17 protein-coding genes are annotated in these 21,854 nt (G+C 49.0%); 5 read left to right on the top strand and 12 right to left on the bottom strand.

Features of this window, described 5'->3' with window-relative positions:
- The first annotated feature begins 84 nt into the window (after positions 1–84).
- The gene (locus ING2E5A_RS03805) at positions 85–636 is read left to right on the top strand and encodes a transposase (protein WP_071136263.1); all 552 of its coding nucleotides are present in this window, start codon (positions 85–87) and stop codon (positions 634–636) included.
- Between the two features lie 1,078 nt (positions 637–1,714).
- A complete protein-coding gene (locus ING2E5A_RS03790) occupies positions 1,715–2,416 on the top strand; it encodes an rRNA adenine N(6)-methyltransferase family protein (protein ID WP_394332593.1) in 702 nt (233 codons plus the stop codon).
- 153 nt (positions 2,417–2,569) lie between these two features.
- Here the strand turns inward: ING2E5A_RS03790 and ING2E5A_RS03785 are convergent, their stop codons facing one another.
- From ING2E5A_RS03785 to ING2E5A_RS03725, 12 genes are all read right to left on the bottom strand, one after another.
- Complete coding sequence (locus ING2E5A_RS03785; protein ID WP_071136260.1) at positions 2,570–3,928, bottom strand: DUF5126 domain-containing protein; 1,359 nt, start codon at positions 3,926–3,928, stop codon at positions 2,570–2,572.
- A gap of 15 nt (positions 3,929–3,943) precedes the next feature.
- Complete coding sequence (locus ING2E5A_RS03780) at positions 3,944–5,887, bottom strand: RagB/SusD family nutrient uptake outer membrane protein (protein WP_071138178.1); 1,944 nt, start codon at positions 5,885–5,887, stop codon at positions 3,944–3,946.
- 13 nt (positions 5,888–5,900) lie between these two features.
- Positions 5,901–9,020: a SusC/RagA family TonB-linked outer membrane protein gene (locus ING2E5A_RS03775; protein ID WP_071136259.1), complete on the bottom strand. Its 3,120-nt coding sequence runs from the start codon at positions 9,018–9,020 to the stop codon at positions 5,901–5,903.
- A gap of 78 nt (positions 9,021–9,098) precedes the next feature.
- Complete coding sequence (locus ING2E5A_RS03770) at positions 9,099–10,610, bottom strand: glycoside hydrolase family 140 protein (RefSeq protein WP_083373173.1); 1,512 nt, start codon at positions 10,608–10,610, stop codon at positions 9,099–9,101.
- Positions 10,611–10,690: 80 nt separating this feature from the next.
- The gene (locus ING2E5A_RS03765) at positions 10,691–11,380 is read right to left on the bottom strand and encodes an L-ribulose-5-phosphate 4-epimerase (RefSeq protein WP_071136257.1); all 690 of its coding nucleotides are present in this window, start codon (positions 11,378–11,380) and stop codon (positions 10,691–10,693) included.
- Positions 11,381–11,399: 19 nt separating this feature from the next.
- Positions 11,400–12,227 (bottom strand): phosphogluconate dehydrogenase C-terminal domain-containing protein, encoded by an 828-nt coding sequence (locus ING2E5A_RS03760; RefSeq protein ID WP_071136256.1) that lies wholly within the window; start codon positions 12,225–12,227, stop codon positions 11,400–11,402.
- 17 nt (positions 12,228–12,244) lie between these two features.
- Entirely contained in the window at positions 12,245–13,285 is a 1,041-nt protein-coding gene (locus ING2E5A_RS03755; RefSeq protein ID WP_071136255.1) for a Gfo/Idh/MocA family protein, read from the bottom strand.
- A gap of 10 nt (positions 13,286–13,295) precedes the next feature.
- Positions 13,296–14,117 carry a sugar phosphate isomerase/epimerase family protein gene (locus tag ING2E5A_RS03750; RefSeq protein ID WP_071136254.1) on the bottom strand — a complete coding sequence of 274 codons (822 nt, stop codon included), beginning with the start codon at positions 14,115–14,117 and terminating at the stop codon, positions 13,296–13,298.
- The gene (locus ING2E5A_RS03745) at positions 14,118–15,119 is read right to left on the bottom strand and encodes a GRP family sugar transporter (RefSeq protein ID WP_071136253.1); all 1,002 of its coding nucleotides are present in this window, start codon (positions 15,117–15,119) and stop codon (positions 14,118–14,120) included. It lies immediately after the preceding gene.
- A 288-nt stretch (positions 15,120–15,407) separates the two neighbouring features.
- Entirely contained in the window at positions 15,408–15,773 is a 366-nt protein-coding gene (locus ING2E5A_RS03735) for a DMT family protein (protein ID WP_071136251.1), read from the bottom strand.
- Positions 15,774–15,828: 55 nt separating this feature from the next.
- Positions 15,829–16,866 carry a dipeptide epimerase gene (locus ING2E5A_RS03730; protein WP_083373172.1) on the bottom strand — a complete coding sequence of 346 codons (1,038 nt, stop codon included), beginning with the start codon at positions 16,864–16,866 and terminating at the stop codon, positions 15,829–15,831.
- A gap of 14 nt (positions 16,867–16,880) precedes the next feature.
- Positions 16,881–17,978: a C40 family peptidase gene (locus ING2E5A_RS03725; protein WP_071136250.1), complete on the bottom strand. Its 1,098-nt coding sequence runs from the start codon at positions 17,976–17,978 to the stop codon at positions 16,881–16,883.
- Between the two features lie 171 nt (positions 17,979–18,149).
- On the opposite strand from ING2E5A_RS03725, the gene ING2E5A_RS03720 reads away from it, so the two are divergent.
- The 3 genes from ING2E5A_RS03720 to ING2E5A_RS03710 all read left to right on the top strand — a co-directional run bounded on the left by ING2E5A_RS03720 (position 18,150) and on the right by ING2E5A_RS03710 (position 21,849).
- Positions 18,150–18,911 (top strand): protein-L-isoaspartate(D-aspartate) O-methyltransferase, encoded by a 762-nt coding sequence (locus ING2E5A_RS03720; protein ID WP_197678519.1) that lies wholly within the window; start codon positions 18,150–18,152, stop codon positions 18,909–18,911.
- Between the two features lie 39 nt (positions 18,912–18,950).
- The gene (locus ING2E5A_RS03715) at positions 18,951–21,020 is read left to right on the top strand and encodes a TonB-dependent receptor (RefSeq protein WP_071136249.1); all 2,070 of its coding nucleotides are present in this window, start codon (positions 18,951–18,953) and stop codon (positions 21,018–21,020) included.
- A 112-nt stretch (positions 21,021–21,132) separates the two neighbouring features.
- Complete coding sequence (locus ING2E5A_RS03710) at positions 21,133–21,849, top strand: ABC transporter ATP-binding protein (RefSeq protein ID WP_071136248.1); 717 nt, start codon at positions 21,133–21,135, stop codon at positions 21,847–21,849.
- Positions 21,850–21,854 lie beyond the last annotated feature (5 nt).

Genomic DNA, 21,854 nt, shown 5'->3' with positions numbered 1-21,854 from the left:
TCGATGAGCTGGTAATAAGGTCGAGTGTTATTGTTCTGGTCAATTGATCGTGATGCTCTTTGGCATTTTTTCCGTTGCGACTCGATGGGTGAAGTCTGTGACGGCATGCGTGCCTTGGGTGGCAAGTTGAATTACCTGGGCATGGAGAGTTCGCCTGCAAAAAGCACTGCCGAGATGCATTGCGTGACAGGACGAGGAGCTGTTCCGTCTGTTCTACTTTGCACTGATCGCCCATTTTTCCCCGCTTTTATCGGTCAGGTCGAGACGGGGACCGAAGGCAAGAAAAAAAGGAAGAAAGTCAGACAGACGAGGACATTATGCCTTCGTTTAGTTTGGTACAGGGATGAACAGGGGCGTAAATACAAGTTCATCACCAATAATTGGGAAATAACAGACGAGGAAGTTGCCTTGATTTATAAAAATAGGTGGTCTATCGAAACGGGATTCAAAAAATTGAAGCAAAACTTCCAACTCACCTATTTTTATTCCGACACTGAAAACGGGATAAAGACCCAAGTATGGTGTACCCTGATCGCGTATTTGCTTTTACAGGTGATTCAGACCAAGTCGGAAAGCGAAAAGGCGTTTTCAACCATAGCCGCGTTGTTGAGGATGCATTTGATAAGCATCCCATAAGTCGAATGGTGGTGCCGAATCCAGGCGCCGATCCCATTCGAATAAAAGATTAATACCCACTTGAATCATGTTTAAGTGACGATGGATTTACCGGATGTACTGAATCAGAAGCAAACATGAAAGACGGGGGAAAACGCGATTAATGAGGTTTTCTCCCAGGATAATCGATTCAAAGACGACAAGGGAAAACTTCAAAAACAAATCGCCTGAAAAGAGATGTGATGTCTTTTTACACTCGTCACGGGGCAAAATCATTTCAGGTATTTTGCGACCTGGAGGCAGTGGGAGTCCTCTATTTTTCTCTGAGTCTAGCCAAAACTATTTTACTCCTAAAATTGAGGGGGTTAACACTTCCTTCGGAGTCAAGGGGCTCCCGCGTAATTATAGATGGTAAAAGGTTCCGGGAAGGAGGAAGCTTTCCGACAGAGGAATGAAGATGATTTCGGCTGGCTGGACGGCGTGGGGGGGACCTGGGTAAGGCACCGGAGTTTGACTGTCTTAAAAAATCCAATTATACTATTGAATGGGGCGGGGGGGGATCAAAATAAATTCTGGAGGAAAAAAATGGACATTGTACAATCGAACTATATGCGGATTTCGTTTCGAGCTTTTTTAAAGTGGTTTGATACATACGGAAATTCAACAAAAAGCTGAGTTCATGTTGGTTTTATCGCAACCTGCTGGTTGGAAACGATTTTTGCGACAATAAAGTCCGAAAAAAACCTTCTGAATCTTGCCCCAACGATTAGCCGATCGTTATCTGACCAATTTTTTTTGGAACAATAAACTGAGAAATTCGACAAAGGCCACCGCTGGGGCTTCTTCCCTTCTTTCGGAGTCGGCTGGGTAGTCTCAAACGAACCCTTCTGGAAAACCCTGAATTTAAATAGTTTTCTCAAAACTCAATTCGCGGCATTTGGATTGGTTGGAAAAACAGACTGGAAAGACCTGAGTTCGGTCTCGAGATGTCATAAAGTCTTGTAATGAAAAAAACCGGTTATGATTGTGGGAAAGGAGGACATTTTACGGGTACACAATTATCCAATGATGAATTATTGGCTGATCGCAAAAAGAAGATTTGGTTTTAGATATTGGTGCCGGTCTCGGTTTTTTGACTGTTCATTTAGCTAAAAACTCTGACAATGTGATAGCTATTGAAAATGACAGGCGTTTTGTATCCGAACTCAGGTCGAAATTCGGATGTAATAAAAAAGTCAACATTGTAGCAATCGACTATATGCGGTTTTCGTTTCCGCAAAAGCATTTTAAAGTGGTTTCTAATATACCATACGGAATCACTTCCGATATTCTGAAATCGCTGATGTTCACGAATCTGGAATATTTTACGCAAGGCTGTTTGATTATGCAATTAGAACCCGCTCAAAAACTTGTTCAGCAAAAGTTTTTCAACCCGTATGTTGTTTTTTATCATACATTTTTCAGGTTGGAATTGATGTATGAAATTAGTCCGAAAAGTTTTCTGCCGCCTCCAACGGTTAAGTCGGCATTACTAAAAATCAGTAAAAAGAAGTGTGAAAATATCGGTGTCGAGATGAAAGAAAAATATCTTGATTTTCTTTATTTTATGCTTCATTTCCCTGATTTGCCGGTACGTACGGCTTTGAAGAAAATCTTTCGTAAACAACAAGTTAGGGAACTTTCTGAAAAGTCTGGTTTAAAGTTGGATAATTCGGTTTGCACGATGTCTGCACAGCAATTTTTAGAATGTTTTGTTGAAATGTTAAAAGTCGTACCCGATAAATTTCACCCAAAAAAGTAAATCCGTTTTTGTCAGAACAACGCTTTTTCATTTGAGGAGAGTGTTGTTTTTGCTTGCACATAACTTTTGCATTTAAGAAGTAAGCCAATACGACTTCGTCAACATTCAATCGTATTGGCTTACAGTTTCATGGCAATTGATCAGGCATGATGATCAGTCCGCATAAGAGCCCCAGAACTTGAGTTCACTTATCATGAACTGCGGTACGCCGGTGTTTGTGCTGTAGACGCAAAACCGGATATACTGGAAAGACTGGTCGGTTTTATCGGGATCAATCTCATACTCAATTCCTGCACGGATAAATTCGCGATCCTCGTTGCTAAGGTCGTTCGGAGAGGTTGCTCCTGAAGGAAGTTTCATATAACAATCGGCCAGTTTTACCCAATCGTTTTTCCATTCATCGGTACCGCCCACTTGGGGCCAGCCGGTCCAATATTTCAGGTTATCCTCTTTGCTCCCATTGCCAATTTCACTTAGGGCTTTCGGATTGTTTGTTCCCCACACCTCAAATTCGAGAGGAAGTTCTGCAGAATAGAGCGGCGATCTGTCCCTCATCCACCAGCGGAAGCGGCTATACGAAGCCTTTCGCCCCATATCGATGGTAAAATAGTAGGGGAAGAGGTTCGATTCCGATTCGCCGGGGACAAAATCGCCCAACACATTATTGGAGCAATGCCAGTAGGCACTACCGCTCATCTCTACCCCGTCTACCGCCCGGTCGATAGTACGGCCGCTGATCAGGCGGTTCATATCACCCCGATACAGGTGGGAACCGTCGGCTACGTTTCCATTCCAACCCCACTGCTTCCATATCATCACCCCACGTTCATCTTTCCCCACAATCTCCGTTTCAAACAGCGGGGTAAGTAGCGTATCGAGTGGAGCGGCATAATTGTTCCACCTGTCTCTCATCTCAAAGCGGAAGTTTTGACTTACAGCCTCAAAACCGCGGAACGAGGCCCTTCCACTGGGAGCATCGGAGTAGTAGGTATCGTAAAGGGCCATTTCCCCTTCTGCATTCTTCCTATAGATCGAGATAGCGATTGCCTGTCTCATCGGATTCTCCCAGGTCATGTAGATTCCACCGAAGGTTGAATTCACCTTTAACGACTCCATGATCAGATTGACGGGGGCTGTCAACGGTTTAATGGTAACCTGCACCGGAGCCGATTCATTCCTGCTTTTGTCGATGGTATAGAGCGTAACCGGATACTCCCGCGTATCTGCATATCCTTCCAGAACTATGGTATCGCGAAATGCGGAGGAGAAGGCCTCCCTCAACTCCAGACCCTTTTCATCCAGTGCGTAAACCGCCTTAACCCCAAGAAGATCATTGTCGCTCGGCAAGGTATAGGTGATTTTTGCACCGCCATAGGTATTTTCAACCTTCACATTGGTTACGATGCCCGGTGGAATATTATCCGTCGGATCGTGCCAATCTTTCACCTCTTCACATTGATAAAGGAGAAATAGTGCTGCAGTCAACACTGTATATAACAATTTACTCTTCATAGCTCTCTTTTTTATTTACCATCCTAAATTCTGCACCAGATTGGTATTTTTCAGCAAAACGCGTAACCGAATCGGCCACAAGTAATCTTTCTTCCCAAATGTCGGACGATAGATCTCCCTGACCTGATAAAAATCGGCCGGGTTCTCACCCCTGATATTCAACCCTCTAATAGGCCTGTTCATATACTCCTCACTAAGTTTCCACCGTCTCAGGTCCCAGAATCGGCTCCCTTCGAACGCGAGCTCGTTCAGGCGCTCCCTACGGATAATCTCGCGCATACCCTCTTTTGAAGCGGGTTTATCGGGAACGTTAGAGTGATCCTGCCAGCTCTCAACCACCCCTTTCAGCCCCGTACGGGCGCGCACAAGGTCGACATACTCATAGACCTCCTCATCTGGAGAGGATTTCACCTCATTCAACGCCTCAGCGTACATCAGGTAGAGATCGGCCAGCCGTATGATCGGAAATGCATAGCGATAGGTTGTGATACTGGAGTTGGCTTCGGGGACCGAACTGAGATAATGCACCAGCTTTTTGCAAAGGTACCCCGTACTTGAGTACCGTTCAGTAGGTGCGACACCACCTCCCGGGTCAGCCCCTCTCATTGGTGTATGCCACATGTTGTCATCCGTGGAGATACGGCCATTTCCGTAGAAGGTTCCGCCATCGAACGTAACGGAGCCATAGAAACGCGCCTCCCTGTTAAAGTGTAGATTGACAGTTTGATACCCCTCCTTGATATAGAACTTGTGGCTTGCGTCGCCTGTTCTTATTCCTATCGGGTCTACTCCTTCCCAATCCCTGTCTTCCTCGATCGGGACACCGTTACTGGTATAAAACTGCTCTACCACCTGCAAGGTAGGTGCATAGCTCTTTCCGATTCCTCCCGAGTTATGGTTGGGGTTCCACGCCGGGAAACAGACCCTTTGCAGAGCATCGGGATTGAAGTTCGATTCACCCCAGATGATCTCCTTGTTCCATCGTTCCGTCACAGCTCCCCTCACCTGCATCGCAAGGATGGTTGGAGCGTTCAGATCTCTTGCAAAGGTTGTCTCGCTGAAATCAAACAGCTCATGTCCTGCCTCATGCGCCGCATCAATAGCCTCTTTCAACGCAGCTGCCGCCCGCTGCCACTTCTCGGGACGATATTCCTGCGGAAATAGCTGCCGCCCCTTTTTGTCGACAACTGAAGCGTAATCTGTATTGCCATTGAACAGGGGGCTTGCGGCAAGCGTCAGCACCTGAGCTTTCAACGCCAAGGCAGTCGCTTTAGTTGGACGTCCCATATCGGAAGTCACATCCAGAATCTCCTCCGGCAGGTTTTCGAGCGACTGATCCAACAACTCCACTATATATTCCACCACATCATCTACAGGTTCGCGGAACCGCCTCACCTCTTCCGTGGTTGAACTGATGGGAAGATTCTCCCTGATCAATGGAATAGGTCCATACATCCTGAAGAGGTAGTAGTGATAGTAGGCTTTCAGGAAGAGTACTTCGGAAACCCACCAATCCCGTTCAGACTTATCCAGGTCGAACGGTTTGTCGATATTTTCGAGGAAGATGTTACAATCACTCAATGCCGTAAAAAGCGCCTTGCCACCCTGCAGGTTGCTATCATCCTGTATACTGGCCCAGTAGTCGGCAAGCGGTGAATTGGTACCCTGATTCCCCTTGGCAATATTCCAAAGTAACGGACTCACGATATTGGCCGGATCGATATACCACACCTCATCTCCTCCAAACAGAGCCGGATTGGAGGTCGGATCTGCATGGTTGGGCAGGAACGAGAAGCATCCGTAGAGGTACTTCTCCGCCTCATGCCGGTTTTTAAATGCATGATCAATTGTTGGCGTATTGTCCGGAATGATGTTAAGGTAGTCATCACAAGAAGCGATGATCGCCACCAGCGCAAAAACAACGACAATACGACTGATATTTAATATTTTTCGATTCATTTTCATTGTATTTTCAGAATGAGAGATTCAACCCAATATTATAGACCCGTTGCAACGGGTAACCCAAGCCGTTACCACCCATTTCAACATCCCATAAATCAAACTTGCTGAACAGCAACAGGTTGGTTCCACTCAAGTAGAACCGGCAGGATTCCAGGTGCATTCTCCTGGTTATCGCGGTGGGGAGCGAGTAACCCAGTTCCACACTCTTCAGGCGCAGGAAATTGCCATCCCGCATAAACATCGTACTCCGTTGCACATTGTTATTGACCAAGTAGTTGGAAAGCCTCGGCCAGGCTGCAAACGGATTTTGAGATGCTTCCGACCAGTAGTCATCCGCAATGAATTTTGCCAGTCCGGTCTCAAGGATTCTTCCGCCTGAACTTGACTGTACGAATGGAGACATTGTCGCCGCGTCGATCCAGAAAGAAGAGCGTGCAGATCCGGAGAAGAAGCAGGATGCATCAAAATTCTTATGTCCGGCAGAGAGACCAAAGCCGTAATTGATCTCGGGCGTAGTTGGATGTCCGATGGGCACTCTGTCGATTTCGTTGATAATATTATCCCCGTTAATATCTTTGTATTTGATATCTCCCGGACCATATTCCCCGAGATCCTGACGGGGCAAGTTCTTTACGTCCTCGTCATCGATAAAGAGGCGTTCCGCCACATAGCCCGATTTCTGAGAAATTGGGTTTCCGATTTTGGAGGTCCAGGGTATCTCGCTCAGGTCGGGCTCCTCATAATATTTATAGATGGAGCGTGCATAGGTGAAGTTGGCTCTTCCTGTTACCCATGTATTTTTGTTGATCGAATGGTTATAGTCGACCGAGACATCAATTCCTTTTCCAGAGGCTTTACCCACGTTTACTAGCGGAGTAGCCCATAATCCCATGGAGGTAGGGATGTCCGCCCTCGATTGCAAGATATTTGTCCGTTCCTCCTTATATAGGTCGGCCAAAATCTCCATCTTATTGTCAAACAGGCCGATTTCAATACCCAGATTGGTTTTATAGGCGATCTCCCATCCAATTTCAGAGTTGGGATAATTGCCTACCCGTACGCCTGTCCGTCCTTTCCCAAAATCATAACCGGTGGTGAATCCGCCACCGCCACCAATAGCCACCTCAGACAGATAGAAGAACCGGTCGCTTCCAATCTCGTCGTTTCCAACCAATCCATAGGTGCCGCGGAATTTCAGTTTTGAGATGAAGGGATTCGTGTTCAGGGTTTTCCAGAAGGGTTCGTTTGAGACTACCCAGCCGACTCCGAAAGAAGGGAAGAAGCCCCAGCGGTGGCCTTTGTCGAATTTCTCAGAACCGTTGTATCCAAAATTGAATTCGGTCAGATAACGATCGTCGTAATCGTAGGTGAAACGGCCCGACAGACCCAGGTTTCTGGCCGGAAGGGATTGGATCAGCGAGCTGGCGTTTCCAACCAGCAGGTTGCGCATAATTCCTACCAACATGCCACTCACGCCATGTTTGTTGAATTTCCGGTTGTAGGCAACCGAACCTTCGGCGTAAAAAGAGCTCGAAACCGACTTATATCCAGGAATGTAGTTCAGGTATTCGGTACCGCTGTCCGGGTTCAGTTCCGTCAGCAGATATTTATTATTGATGCGGTCATACTGCCCCACTTCATAGTAGAAGGGATTGTATGAGCGAGACAGGTCGAAACCGGAGTTCCTGGTAGTGTTACCCAGGAGCCGCCCGGTAAGACCTTCCACCCACTGGCCGAAATCCTGCTTCAGTTCCATCTGCACCAGGAGGACAGTCTTGCTCTCTTCCCGGTAACCTTTTACCATCTCGGCATAGGGATTCATATAGGGAGCATCCTCTTGACCTCCGAAGAGAATGTGCTGTACCCCGGTCAGGTTTTCATCGGGCTCAAAATATGCCGGAAAACGTACCGGACTCACCCGGAGGATCTTTCTATAGAGGTCACTCCCACCGCTGATCGGTCCCGAGTAGTCGTCAAAAGTACCATGAACACGGATTATCGCCTCCGTGGACGGAGTGAGATTGATATTGACATTCGACCGGATCAGGATCTTCTTCAGGTCGATGTTGTTGTTGAAGTTGTTCCGCTTGTCCACTTTGAGGATCCCATTATCCTGGGAGAAGGAACCTGCAATGTAGTATCGCGCCACTTTGCCTCCTCCCGAGATATTCATGTTTGCCCGCTGATTCACCGCAACATCCTTGGTAAGCATATCCATCCAGTCTACGGTTGGATAGACATAGGGATTCAGACCGAGAATGGTATTTTCAATCTTGTTATTCGAATAGGGCATCGGCGCCAACGGATTCCGTGTCAGCGCAGCTTCATTGGCCAACTGCATATAGGTGATGGGGTCGGCCATCTCTATCTCCTGTGTTGGAGTAGAGAAGGAGTTTTCGAATCGCAACGACACCTTTACCTTCCCCTCTTTTCCCTCTTTGGTGGTAACAAGGATTACCCCGTTTGCTCCTCGTGCTCCGTAAAGTGCAGTGGCAGTAGCATCTTTAAGAATGGAGAAGCTCTGGATATCGTCGGGATGCAACCTCGACAAGTCGTGGGTAGAGACCTCCACATTGTCGATCAGGATCAGCGGATTTACCTTTCCGGTACCGAACGAGGTGATGCCCCGGATAAAGAAATCTGCGTTGTCCTGACCGGGCTCTCCACTGGTCTGATAGGATATCATTCCGGCGATTCTTCCCGAGAATGCGGTGGTAAGGTTACTTGAAGGTACATGCAACTCCTTGGTGTTCACTGTCTCGATGGATGAGATAACGCTCTCCTTCTTCTGTTTTCCAAAAGCCACGATCGTCACCTCATCCAGCTCATCGGCCAACGGATACATAGAGACCTCCAAGTAGGTCTTGTCACCAACCTCAATAGTCTGGGATTGCATTCCGACAAACGAGAAGACCAACTTGTCGGAAGTCGACACCCGTATTTCAAACGTACCGTCCATGTCCGTGGTTACACCTCTTGTAGATTTTTCCACAAGAATCGTAACACCCGGCAAAGGCTCATTGGTCTCTGCTTCTATTACCTTACCCTTTACGGTTACCTGACGCTGTGCAAGCACACATAGTGGAAGAAATAGAAACGTAATCAATAATAGTTTCGCTTTCTGTTTCATCTTTCTTTGTAGCTTATTAAATTTAAAATTACACCTGATGGTTAATTTTTTTCTTCATCGCAATACACCGGAGTAGCTTCACCTCCTCAATATCAGCACCCAGTCATTCTCATTACCGGGATTGCCTGGAGGGTCGAAGGTCATATCACCCTTCCCAGCCTTGATCCCCTTTTGAAATGGTCGCATGTCGGCCGTTTCCACTCCGTCAACCCACCATTTTCCGGTAGCAGGGTTGAACCAGTAAGCTTTCAGTCGCCCCTTCAGCTTTCCGAGGTCTAGTCGGAACTCTTTACCTGCTGCGGTATAGACCATGGCCCAACTTCCGTCGTTCCCGCGCATCGCCGTAATCCTGTCAGACCGGCCATCTTTCCTCGAAGCGGAAGCACCTCCTCCATCGCCGTCACCCCGGGTATTGCCATCACCTACCGTCTCTCCCTGGTCCCCCAGGATAAGGCCCTGATCAGGCGTTCTGCCCAGAAACTGTTTATCGCTCCAGATTTCCCTGACGGCATAGTACAGATAGCCCATCTGGGTAAGACCCGGCAGGTCGAGATATTGACGCCAATTGTCTCTCGGAAATTGCCACGCATCAGAACCGTAAGTGTGTCCAAACCCTCCCGAAAGAACTGTCTGCCATGCCTGGTACCTGACACCCCAGTCGGTAATCGGCCCTTCGTACCTTCCTTCGCAAAGCCAGGTCGGCTTGACGGGACTCAATCCATAATCATTCGGCACGGAGGTAACCTGGTCGTAAGGAGTGTCCTGGATAGAGTTGAATGAAAGCCAGGGTTCATCGTGGAACCACTCCGAAGAGTTGGGCGCCCACTTCCTCGGATGGAACGAGATAAGCGGATCTTTCTCCCCTGCTCCACCTTTTACACCGTCGGCAATACCTCTGCCCATTGCCGAAAAAACGGACCTATAGTCCAGTTTGCCATATACGGCAGACCTGTCTCCGCCAACCATCCAGACTATATTTCGGGCTTCACTATAGCGCCGGCCAATCCAGAATCCATACTTGTAGGCATTCTCCTCATTGAAAATGATGAACCGGTTGGGCTTTCCGTTATATTCCCCCGTAAACCAGTCGCCCCACGCAGGATGGAGGACCACATACATCCCCATCTCATTTGCCTTGGCAATCACAAAATCGAGGTGATCCCAGAAATCATACTCTTCGGGAGATTGTGGATCGTTACCAGGTGTGACTATCGGTTGAAGCGGATCGGGGAGCCCGGCTTCGTTGAATTGAAAGGCATAGTCACCGTAATAGTTCTTTCCCAGCTCCTCCAACTCAAGATCAAGTGCAATCGTGGATATTGCATTCAGCTTTTTGCGCTTCAGATCGGTCAGGAGATACTCAACATCCTCTCTTGAACCGTTTCTGAGCAGCTTCCAAACGGTAAAGCTGTTGAGAAATACCGGCGATTCATTCTCCGTCGCCAACAGATGAGGATTCTGCCTGCTGACTCGAAGGGGTTTTACATGATTGTTATCTGACGCTGGAAATGCCTGGGAGAAGACCATCCAGCACAACAGAACCAAACCACACCGGTTCAGTACTCCTCCCACTCTTCTACATATACCCATTTTATACAAATTTTTAAGAAATAATAACTTTTAACCAAATAGGCTTACCGGCTCCTACTACTAACCGTCAGGCCGGCAAGTCATTGACCATAATATTTTCCAGTACCATGTTTACGCGAATAGTGTTTTTCTGCCAGTGAGCTATTCATGGAATAGTGCCGATTCAACGTATGTGAAAAGTAGGCAATTTTCGACACCTGTTCAAGGACCGCAGCATGGAATACCGCCTCTGCCACAGACTCCCCCCATGTAAAGGGACCATGGTTTTTAACCAGCACGCCGGGAATCTGCAGAGGATCGAGCAGACCGGAAGTGAACCTCTCGACGATCACATTACCGGTCTCCCTTTCGTAGTCGCCCCTGATCTCTTTATCGGTCATCTCTCTCGTACAGGGAACATCGCCTGCAAAATAATCTGCATGTGTTGTCCCCAATAGCGGAATATCGGTGCCAGCCTGCGCCCACGAGGTTGCAAACTCGGAATGGAAGTGGGCTATTCCTCCTATTTCAGGAAAAGCCTTGTACAGCACCAGATGCGTGGGGGTATCGGACGAGGGTTTCAGCCGACCCTCCACAATCCGCCCTTCAAGGTCGACCACCGTCATATCCTCGGGGCTCATCATATCATATGCAACACCCGACGGTTTGATGATCACCAGACCCTTCGCCCTATCGATGGCACTTGCATTTCCCCAGGTAAAAGTGACCAGCCCGGACTTTACCAGTTCCATATTGGCACTGTATACACTCAGCTTGTAATCCTCAACCATAAAGCAACACCTTTTCGGCTTACGTAATCGCCAGTACCTGCTCCCTTACATTATCAATCTCCAAAACCTTCTTCCAGTCGGGTTTGAATATCTCATCTATTCCCCTGACGATGGCCTTGTTGGCCGCATCCGAGAAGACTGCCCCGGGGATCTGATCAAACAGTACGGCCAGCTGTATGTGCAGATGTCCCAGCAGAAAATCGCGGGCAGCATCGGCTGGAACTCCTTTTCGGATTACCTCGTCCAGTCCCTGTCTTATCACATAGATACAGGTTGAAGATAACGTCTCAACCAGACCGGGCTCCAGAATAGCCATCTGTTCCACGGTTATCCTGTGCGCCACAGATATGGGGGCATACATTTTTGTTGCAATCTCCAGGCCCAACTGGTAATCCGACTCCTCTCCGGCCATCAGGGCGCACACCATCGACTGCTTGGCCAGTGTACCGCCAAAATGATCCTGGTGCGCCTCCAGTGTAGGTTCCCAGTTAAAAATGGAGGGATGGGAAGGATGTGCCAGAAAATAGGCTATGTCGGGACGATGGTACAGCTTGCCGGCAAAGGGTGCGGCAGGATCAAGCGTAATCAGCAGGGAACCCCTCTTCATCATCCGGACAATTCCGGGCGAAGCCAATTCGATGGCCACATCGGTATGGCCAATATCACCACGTCGGCATCCCGCGATAACCTGATCAGAGTCGGCACAAGCAATGCCCAGCGTTTTCACTCTCTCCCTTCCGGCTTCGCTAACCTCCAGGTAAGCGATATCATAAGGTTCATCCTTCAAGTTTCTGGAAATACGCATCCCCATCTTGCCCCCTGCGCCGATAATCGTTATCTTCATCATATGTTACACTTTATTTTTTAGTCAAACTCTTTCAGGTCGATCAACTTGCCTCTCCTGGCCGATTCATAGGAGGCCCAGATCAAACGGACTGTCTCCAGATTGTCTTCACCGCTATTCTCGGCTCTCCCTTTTCCCATTATGGCATCCAGGATATTCCGGTTGATATGGATTCCGCTTTCGTGGTTCACGATATAATCGGGATCGGCCCAATCGTAATAGGGTATCTCAATTTTTTCCGTTCGGGTCCCCTCGGCCGTTGTTACGCTGACGGCAAACGATCTTCCCGGTCCAAGGGCAAGACTCCCCTTTTCACCTTCAACCAGCAGATTCACAGTTGAAAACATATCATGCTCCACGATCGATGCATACGACATTTCAGCATAAAGGGGCATCCCGTTGGCCATCTCCATCATCACCACTGCCACATCCTCACCCCGGATCTCTCGGTTAACGGTCTTGCACTGGCACCATAACTTTGTAGCCTCGCCGAACAGGAAGCGGCAGATATCCAGCACGTGCGACCCCATGTCGGTAAGAATGAAGTGGGGGAGTTCTCTCAGGAAAGGCTGATTGTCGAATACGGGAAATCCCGAGAGAAACGACACCCTCGCCTTAAAAGGGTTTCCGATAATACCCGAGTCCAAGATCTCCTTCACCCGTCTTAGCGGAGCCTGCCAGCGGAAATTCTCATGTATATAAAGAGAGGCTCCTGCATCTCTGCACTTCTCCACCATCTTTTTTGCCGTTTCCCAGTCCGACGCCATTGGCTTCTGGCAGATTATCTCTTTTATTCCGGCATCGACCGCCATCTCCACAAATTTGTAATGGGTATCGACGTCGGTAATGATATCCACAAAATCAATCTTCTCACTGTTGAACATCGCTGCGGCATCATCATATACATGCCCAATCTGGAATTTCCTTGCCAACGCTTCCGCTTTCGATCGGGTCCGGTTATAGAGGGCTACAATCTCCACGTCGGGGATCTCGCTCCAGGCTCCAATTTGAAATTGGGACCAGAATCCTGCGCCAAGAACGGCTAACTTCAATTTTTCCATCTGCTAAAAATCAATAAGATAATTGCTTCAAATAGTTCATACTGTTGATTGCCCATTCATTTTCCCGGGCAATCGTATCTTCGAGGGTAGGGCCGAAGGGTGTCCATAGTTCCAATATCGCACTGCGACATTTCCCCAGGGCAGTCAAATTGCGGAACAACCCTGCAATGTCGAGCTTCCCTTCTCCGGCCGATGCTCCGTTTACACAAAATCCCATCTTGTGGTCCAACCTCCTGATGACAAAATCCTTCACATGCAGATTCAGGGTGTAGGGTGACAGGGTGCGGATAACTTCGTCCATCCCTTCGGGGACACCCAAGGAGTTGACCGTATCGAGGCATATTCCCACATTGGAGGAGTTACATCCGGCAATAATAGCTAAAAGATCTGCACATCTGAGCCGGTCGTGATTTTCAAGTGCCAAGCTAACTCCCCTCTCTTCCATTAGAGGTATTGCCGGCCTGATCATCTCGATTACTCTATCGGGGGAAGGTTCGAATCCAACGTCATCGATGACGAAACGCAACAGGTCTGCATGCAGAATACCCGCTATCTCTGTATACAACCTTAACCGATCCGAAGTTAGTCCTTTCGCCCCCACTTCCAACCTGACACCTCTCTCCCTGGCGAACAGGTAGAATCGGAGTAACTCGTCCGGAGAGTAATCATCAAGTGGAACATTATCAGCAAATTGAACCACATCAGCCTTCAGATCAGCCGCTTTCTCAATCAAGTCAAAAGCGGACATGGCGATTTTATTCACATATCCTGGAACACCGATTGACCAGGTATAGGTGTAGCTTCCAATCCCTATATCTATCTTGCGGTTCATTTATGCGTAGCGTGAATAGACAATCAGAGCCAAACCGACAAGGTAAAACAGAAACATCAATGTCAACAACCGGTTTGTCCCTTTCGGGGCATCCTTGAACTCTTTCCAGACTACGATTCCCCATAATGCCGCCACAATGGGAGCTCCGTTGCTCAACCCGTATGCGATGGCAGGTGAGGCAGCGTTGGCCGACATCACACTCAACACCTGTCCCGCACACCAGATCATGCCCCCCAGCATGCCTATCAGGTGAGTCTTTCCAGAAGCCTTGCAATAATCCTTCATGGCAACCCTCTCTCCTTCTACAGGATGACGCATGAAACAGGGGTTGAAAAGAAGTGTGCTGACAAGAGCGCCCAATGCAAAAAAGAGCACTGAAGTATAGGGAGTAAGGGCCCCTCCGGTGTATAAAGGAGAGATATCGGTACTGATTGACATCATCACAAAGCGGTAGAAAAAAGCGATAAAGATACCGGCGGCCAGTGAATAGATCACCCCTTTCGTGCTTTTCTGCTGCGACACGGCCCTTCTCTTATAGGATAACATACTGTGGATGATTGCGACAACAATGACCGCGCATCCCGTAAAGAGCCAGACCGGATCTCCTTCCGGCTTCCCAATGTAGTTGACCACGATACCCAATATCCAGCCAATCCCCCCACCGATGGGAAAAGCGACAGCCATCCCTGTGGTGGCAATCCCTGCCGTAAGGAGCAACGTCCCCAGGTTCCAGATAAAGCCCCCCAGCATTGCCGGCAACATAAAGCGGATCTGCGCCTGCGCAATATCCTGCAGAAAAGTTCTGTTGGAAGGATCAATGCTTCCAAGAGTAAATACGGAGAGAAGTGAGAAAATCAGGATACCAATGGTAAAATCCCAATAAAACAGCTCGAAACGCCAAGGTTGTCTTATAACATTTCGTGTGTTTTGCCATGATCCCCAACAAACCATCGCCAGAAAACAGAGCGTGATGGCTAAAAAGTAGTTATGCACTTCAAACATGGTACAATATGTTTTTATTAAGTCTTCAGGTACTAAACTGGAATACGGTATACGTATTTGCTATGTTTATGCATGCAAATATAGTCATTATAAATATACATATGCAAGAAAAAACGACTTTTTTTTAAAAAAAAATACCCGGACTGTATCGGCAAGTTGCAACCGATGCAATCGGAACAATCCAGAGAGAGATGAAGGAAAAGGGGATCAACCCGGAAAGGCAAACACCCTCCGGTTGTAGGGTGCAGGGCCTCTAGACCCTTTGATGAATTGCGGGAGATATGATGACTATCCCTTAAAAATAAAGTAAACCGCCAGTACCAGCAAAGCAAAGCCTATCAGGTGATTCATCTTCAATGGAGCATGAAAGGCGAACGAGGAGAAGATTACAAACACCATCAATGTAATAACCTCCTGAATAACTTTCAGCTGTACCAGCGAGAATACACCTCCGTTCCCCTCAAAACCAATCCGGTTGGCCGGAACCTGAAAGCAATATTCAAAAAAGGCGATCAGCCAGCTGAAGAGAATGACACCAAGCAACGGAAGCTTACTGAACCAGGCGTTTTCGGCAAGTTTGAGATGCCCATACCAGGCAAACGTCATAAAAATGTTGGAGCAGACCAATAGTCCTATTGTGAGAAGATAATTCATAACCTTGCTTAAAAAAATCGGGCGCAAAAGTAATGAAAATACCAATCCGATGTTTTCAACAGGTGAAATTAATTTTCTGGCTGGGAATCACGCCAATCCCCGGCAAATCCTTAGCTACAATTTTTCCGTTCAACAACTGCGAACCCTCAAAACAATCGTTGGTAATCAGCAGTGCGCCGTCCAGGTCAACAAAATCCATTCCCGCGCAAAGATGTGAAGCGGCAGAGATGGCACAAGAGGTTTCGGTCATGCACCCCATCATCACCTTCATTCCCATGGCTTCTGCAACTTGGCGCATCCTCCAGGCTTCACGCATGCCGGTACACTTCATCAGCTTGATGTTGATTCCGGAGAAGACCCCTCTCAACCGTTCGAGATCGGCCAGCCGCTGCACCGATTCATCCGCAAAAATGGGCAAGGGACTCTCCTCCGTCAGCCGGGCAATACCATCCAGATCCTGTTTGGGCATCGGTTGTTCCACCATCACCACCCCCTGCTCTTTCATCCAGTAGATCATCTCCAGCGCCAAATGTCGGTCGGCCCAACCCTGGTTGGCATCTACCGCCAGCGGCAAATCGGTGACTGAACGGATAGCACTGATCATCCGTCTGTCGTCCGGGCCACCCACCTTGACTTTCAATATATTGAACTCTCCTGTCGCCTCCCGTGTCTTTTCCCTAACCATCTCGTCGCTGTCGATTCCGATGGTAAAAGTGGTGTCCGGAACATTCTCCAGGCTCAATCCATACCGCATATAGCAGGGTAAACCGCTCATCTTTCCGGCCAGATCATGCAGTGCTATATCAACTGCGGCTTTGGCTGCCGTATTGCCGGGCGCGATGGTGTCGACATACTCCAGCAGCTCGTCGATATTTTCAGGTCTGGAAAAGGCCGACAGATCCACCTTTCTCAGAAATTGGATGACCGAGGCCTGCGTTTCTCCCAGATAAGGCGGCAGTGATGCCTCGCCGTAGCCCGCAACCCCCTCACATTCGATCCGGGTAAGGACCACCGGTGTGGTGTTGCGTGAAAAGCCCGATATGGTAAAGGTGTGACGAAGTTCGAGGTCATAAGGTGCCCAGTACAGTTTCATTGCAGTGGTGCCATTTATGGTTGGTAAAAGGGATGGTTCAATATCCGGTCGATACCTGGCCGCTCTTCCTGCCCTACAATCCTCCGGGCACAGAGGTAACGGCCCGCATTGAAGCTGTCGTAGAGCGGATCGACAGGGTCTAAACTGGCCAACCTGACATAGTCGGAGGCATGGATAAACCGTTTCTCACCGATATGGATGGCTACATGTACTACTTTGTTTTCATCCTGTCCGAAAAAGAGCAGGTCACCCGGATGCAACCCCGAAAAGTCGCTCCTATGATCCACCGGGATTCCGATCAGTACCTGCTGTGAGGCGTCGCGTGGAATGATCAAGCCATAGAGAAGAGAGACCAGCCTGGTCAATCCGCTGCAGTCGAGTCCCGTGGAGGAGGTGCCCCCCCAAACATAGGGAACCCCCATGAACCGCATGGCTGTCGCCACAAGGGTATCTGGTGTCAGATCGCTCTCCTGCAGCCAGTCCGACATCAGGACAGCATCGCTCTTGCGGATATATCCTTCCCGTCCGTCGGGATATGCTACCCGGTAAAACTGATCCGTTTCACCGGTCAGAAGCAGCTGGTTGCCAATCACAAGGCTGGAGACTGTCTGTGAAAGGTGGTCAGGATTCTCGTAGGCAAAACCATATATCGCCGTCACTATCACTTTCTGTCTCCGGTTAAAATCGCGCCACTCTGTTCCGCTCATCGGTTTTAAGCCCTCCGAGACCCAACCGATGTACCCATCCGGTGTCTGGACACGACGCCACCCTCCCTTCACATCGAGCAGCCTGACTGGCGTGCCGAGCAAAATTTCAGACAGCACCTCACTGGCGTGGGAGTTACTGGCCTGCAGCTTTTCAACCGGATTGTAGATCACCCCCCAAAGATTCTCCCCAACCACTTCGTCGGGCAACAGCCGGATCCGGGTGGCAATCCCAGCCGTTTCCGACAAGATTTCACGGTATGCATCGCGGCTGGTGGTCTCGCCATACAGTACCGGCCGCTCCTGCTCATGAATGACCTTCAAGTCGAACAGCTCCACCCGGCCGTCAGGCACATATTTTTCCCTGATCCGGTCTATGACGCTTTGAATAATATCCATTTGAATCATAATGCGCAAAAGTTATGCTTGATACTTGCCAGCGAGAATTATCCTCAGCCGAAGAGATAATCGGAAGGCGAAATTACGACTTTTATTCCATTTGAAGAATGATGTGAAAAAAATTAGCGTAAAATACCGATTTTCATTATCTTTGAGCTCAACCTGGGAGGATGAGAAGCGATGAGAACAAGAATCTGGAATGGCCTGCTCTACCTGCTGATCGGAATTTGTTGCGGAGAACCGGCAGCATTTGGAGAGCCCCGGAAGAATCAATCCGAAAAAGGAGAAACAGTAACAATGAGTACCCGCCAATACCCCGCCAGCGAAGCCGGAAAACTTGCGGAGAGCCTCAGACGAAAAGGCATTTCCGATGAAAGGGTGTTGACCGCTATCGCTAAGGTTCCTCGACATCTCTTTATCGACGAACGCCTGGCGGCGTATGCCTACCTCGATCGTCCCCTGCCCATCGAAAAGGGGCAGACCATCTCGCAACCCTACACGGTAGCTTTCCAGACAGAACTGTTACAGTTGAAACCGGGCGAGAAGGTTCTGGAGATCGGAACCGGAAGCGGATATCAGGCAGCCATACTCTGCGAGATGGGGGCCGAGGTTTACACCATTGAGCGCTACGAGGAGCTGCACCGGCGGGCGAAAGAGAGATTGAACAAACTGGGCTACTATCCTCATCTTTTTTTCGGAGATGGCTTCGAAGGACTACCCCTCCATGCCCCTTTCGACAAAATCCTGGTTACTGCCGCCCCCGAAAAGATTCCCCGAAAACTGATCTATCAACTCAGGATCGGTGGATGGATGGTGGCTCCCATAGGCGGAAGAGAAGGGCAGCAGATGATGGTAATTAAACGGACCGGCAAAGAGAGATTCATCGAGTCGGAACATGGTGATTTCATTTTTGTCCCGATGGAGGAGGGTACGGAAAAATAAATTACACTACCTTTGCCCTTTCCTATTCCGAATAAAAAAATGAACAGGCAAAGAGAAGTTTCAACCCGGGAGACATTCCGTTTCAAGCGATTCGCCCGAAAGTCGTACAGCATCTTCAACAGCATTCGCAAGACTGTCACCATCGGCGTACTGGCCGGCTCAGCATTGCTAAGTGCTCACGCTGCATCGGTCGAGCCGCCGGAGAGGGCCGGCATACAGTCAAAACCGGATACCATTCCCGACAAAGAGCTGGACGAGGTGGTAGTTACCGCTTCGAAAGCCCAACTGCCGCTGAACATGACAGCCAGGCAGGTTACGGTAATCACCAGCAAGGAGATTGAACGGTCACCCGTAAGAAGTGCGGAGGAGCTCCTCAACTACGTACCAGGTGTAGATATCCTGCAACGCGGACCGCACGGCGTACAGGCGGACATCTCCCTTCGGGGCGGCTCATTCGACCAGGCTGCCATTCTGCTAAACGGCATCAACCTTACAAATCCACAGACCGGCCACTACAGCTTCGACATCCCCATCAACCTTTCAGATATAGAGCGGATCGAAATTATTCAGGGAGCCTCATCACTGATTTTCGGCGCCAGTGCATTTTCCGGTGGAGTAAACATCATCACCCGGAACGACAGGCAATCGAACTTTTTTGTCAAGACCGAAGGGGGGATGCATGGCCTGTTTGGTGCCGAGACACGGGGAGCAGTCAAAACGGAGAGATCGTTACACCGGATGTCGGCTGGCTACAAACACTCCGACGGATACATCAGGAACAGCGATTACAATATTGTCAACCTACTGTGGCAAAGCCGGTTCAATATTGAAAGTTCAACCGTCGACATCCAGGCAGGAATAAATGAGAAGCGATATGGCGCCAACACATTCTATTCCGCTGCATATCCCGACCAATATGATGATACCCGCGGGGTGTTTGCATCGATAAGGGGCGAGACGGTCGGGAAGATGAAATTCATTCCCCAGCTCTACTGGAGCAGACACTATGATATATATCACCTTTTCAGGCCCGGCACCCCCGATGTACCATCGTGGTACGGAGGACCCAACTATCATCGCAGCGACCTCTTCGGGCTTAACCTCAATATGCAGTACGCCTCCCTGGTTGGCATCACAAGCATAGGAGGTGAATTTCGCAACGAGGGTATCGTGAGCAGCAACTTGGGGCGACCGATGCGCCGGCCATCGGGCAACTATACCAAATGGGACAACCGGTCGAACATCAGCCTCTTTGCAGAACACAACTTTGTATTCAACAAGGTGACACTCTCGGCAGGAGGACTCTACAACTACAACAGCGCGCTGGCCGACACTCTCAATGCCGGCGGATTCTATCCTGCAGTGAACATATCCTGGCGCCTCAACGACGCCTCAACCCTCTTCGCATCCTGGAATAGATCTACCCGCATGCCTACCTTTACCGACCTCTACTATAATGCAGGGAAACATCGAGGATTTTCGGGATTGACACCGGAGTATTCACAATCGGTTGAAACCGGGTGGCGATTCAGGAAAATGGGAGTTACGGCAGGATTGAATCTCTTTTACTCCATCGGCGACAACCTGATCGACTGGACATATGACGCTTCGGATGGGCTATACCACGCCCGGAACCTTGCATCACTCGGCACTTACGGAGCAGGGTGGGAGCTGGCCCTGGAACTGAAACGCTGGCTGGGAGAAAAACACCTCCTGCAGTCGATACAGATGGGCTATCAGTACATGATGCAGGAAAGTGGCGAGGCGACGGCCAACAACCCCATTTCGGCTTACGTATACAACTACCTGAAACACAAGTTCAGTACCGGAATCCAACACCGGTTGGCCAACAACCTCACGCTGTCGTGGAACCTGCGATGGCAGGAACGTAAAGGGGGTTACCTGAGTTTTAATCCGGAAACAGGTGAGGAGATTCCAGCCCCATTCAAACCTCACTGCCTGGTAGACGCCAAAGTCAACTACGATTTCCGGCAGATCGATTTTTACCTCAATTTCAACAACTTGTTCAACACCAGCTACGTTGATTTAGGAAACATTCCCCAACCTGGATTCTGGCTCTCCGGAGGGATAGGAATCAGAATACAATAGTTAATAATTCATAAATTATTTAATCTTTATAGTATTATGTATTGCATAGTATTATCCTAAACACTAATTTCGTACCGTCGATGGAATTGTTGTACCCATAAATTGTTCTTACATGATCAAACTTAAGAAAATAAACAAATCGTACAGTACGGATGCCCTCTCCCTGCATGTTCTCAAAGATATTGATCTGGAGATCGGTGCAGGCGAATATCTATCCATCATGGGAGCCTCCGGTTCCGGTAAATCGACGCTGCTGAATCTGATGGGGATCCTAGACAGCTACGATTCTGGAGAGTACTACCTCAACGGAACTTTGATCAAGAACTTGACCGAGACGCAGGCGGCCAGGTACCGCAATGAACTGATCGGATTTGTTTTCCAGTCCTTCAACCTGATCAACTTCAAAAATGCATTGGAGAATGTGGCACTGCCGCTCTACTACAAGAACATTAGCCGGAAAAAACGGAACATCATTGCAATGGAGCACCTCGACAAAATGGGATTAAAGGAGTGGGCACACCATCTGCCCAGCGAGTTGTCCGGCGGTCAGAAGCAACGGGTTGCCATTGCCCGGGCCATGATCTCCAATCCCAAGGTGATCCTTGCCGACGAGCCTACCGGTGCACTCGACAGCCAAACCACCATCGAAGTGATGGAGCTCCTCTCCGATCTGAACCGGCAAGGCATCACCACCATCATCGTCACCCACGAGCAGTCGGTTGCCGATGCGACCAACCGGATTATCCGGTTAAAAGACGGAAGGATAGAGTCCGAAACCAGAAAGGAGGGCCTGTACGCCCCCACCTCATCCCTGATCCATAATTACTGATTGAG

It is taken from the genome of Petrimonas mucosa (assembly GCF_900095795.1).
Lineage (GTDB): Bacteria > Bacteroidota > Bacteroidia > Bacteroidales > Dysgonomonadaceae > Petrimonas > Petrimonas mucosa.
The sequence above is the reverse complement of the archived record's forward strand: the minus strand, read 5'-3'. Positions and strand labels throughout refer to the sequence as shown.

Bases quoted from the DNA above. Each gene is read 5' to 3' on its own strand.
- ING2E5A_RS03730 (WP_083373172.1), bottom strand. From the start codon at position 16,866: ATGAAACTGTACTGGGCACCTTATGACCTCGAACTTCGTCACACCTTT.
- ING2E5A_RS03735 (WP_071136251.1), bottom strand. From the start codon at position 15,773: ATGAATTATCTTCTCACAATAGGACTATTGGTCTGCTCCAACATTTTT.
- ING2E5A_RS03725 (WP_071136250.1), bottom strand. From the start codon at position 17,978: ATGATTCAAATGGATATTATTCAAAGCGTCATAGACCGGATCAGGGAA.
- ING2E5A_RS03780 (WP_071138178.1), bottom strand. From the start codon at position 5,887: ATGAATCGAAAAATATTAAATATCAGTCGTATTGTCGTTGTTTTTGCG.
- ING2E5A_RS03785 (WP_071136260.1), bottom strand. From the start codon at position 3,928: ATGAAGAGTAAATTGTTATATACAGTGTTGACTGCAGCACTATTTCTC.
- ING2E5A_RS03755 (WP_071136255.1), bottom strand. From the start codon at position 13,285: ATGGAAAAATTGAAGTTAGCCGTTCTTGGCGCAGGATTCTGGTCCCAA.
- ING2E5A_RS03760 (WP_071136256.1), bottom strand. From the start codon at position 12,227: ATGATGAAGATAACGATTATCGGCGCAGGGGGCAAGATGGGGATGCGT.
- ING2E5A_RS03765 (WP_071136257.1), bottom strand. From the start codon at position 11,380: ATGGTTGAGGATTACAAGCTGAGTGTATACAGTGCCAATATGGAACTG.
- ING2E5A_RS03770 (WP_083373173.1), bottom strand. From the start codon at position 10,610: ATGGGTATATGTAGAAGAGTGGGAGGAGTACTGAACCGGTGTGGTTTG.
- ING2E5A_RS03805 (WP_071136263.1), top strand. From the start codon at position 85: ATGGGTGAAGTCTGTGACGGCATGCGTGCCTTGGGTGGCAAGTTGAAT.
- ING2E5A_RS03710 (WP_071136248.1), top strand. From the start codon at position 21,133: ATGATCAAACTTAAGAAAATAAACAAATCGTACAGTACGGATGCCCTC.
- ING2E5A_RS03720 (WP_197678519.1), top strand. From the start codon at position 18,150: ATGAGAACAAGAATCTGGAATGGCCTGCTCTACCTGCTGATCGGAATT.
- ING2E5A_RS03775 (WP_071136259.1), bottom strand. From the start codon at position 9,020: ATGAAACAGAAAGCGAAACTATTATTGATTACGTTTCTATTTCTTCCA.
- ING2E5A_RS03750 (WP_071136254.1), bottom strand. From the start codon at position 14,117: ATGAACCGCAAGATAGATATAGGGATTGGAAGCTACACCTATACCTGG.
- ING2E5A_RS03745 (WP_071136253.1), bottom strand. From the start codon at position 15,119: ATGTTTGAAGTGCATAACTACTTTTTAGCCATCACGCTCTGTTTTCTG.
- ING2E5A_RS03715 (WP_071136249.1), top strand. From the start codon at position 18,951: ATGAACAGGCAAAGAGAAGTTTCAACCCGGGAGACATTCCGTTTCAAG.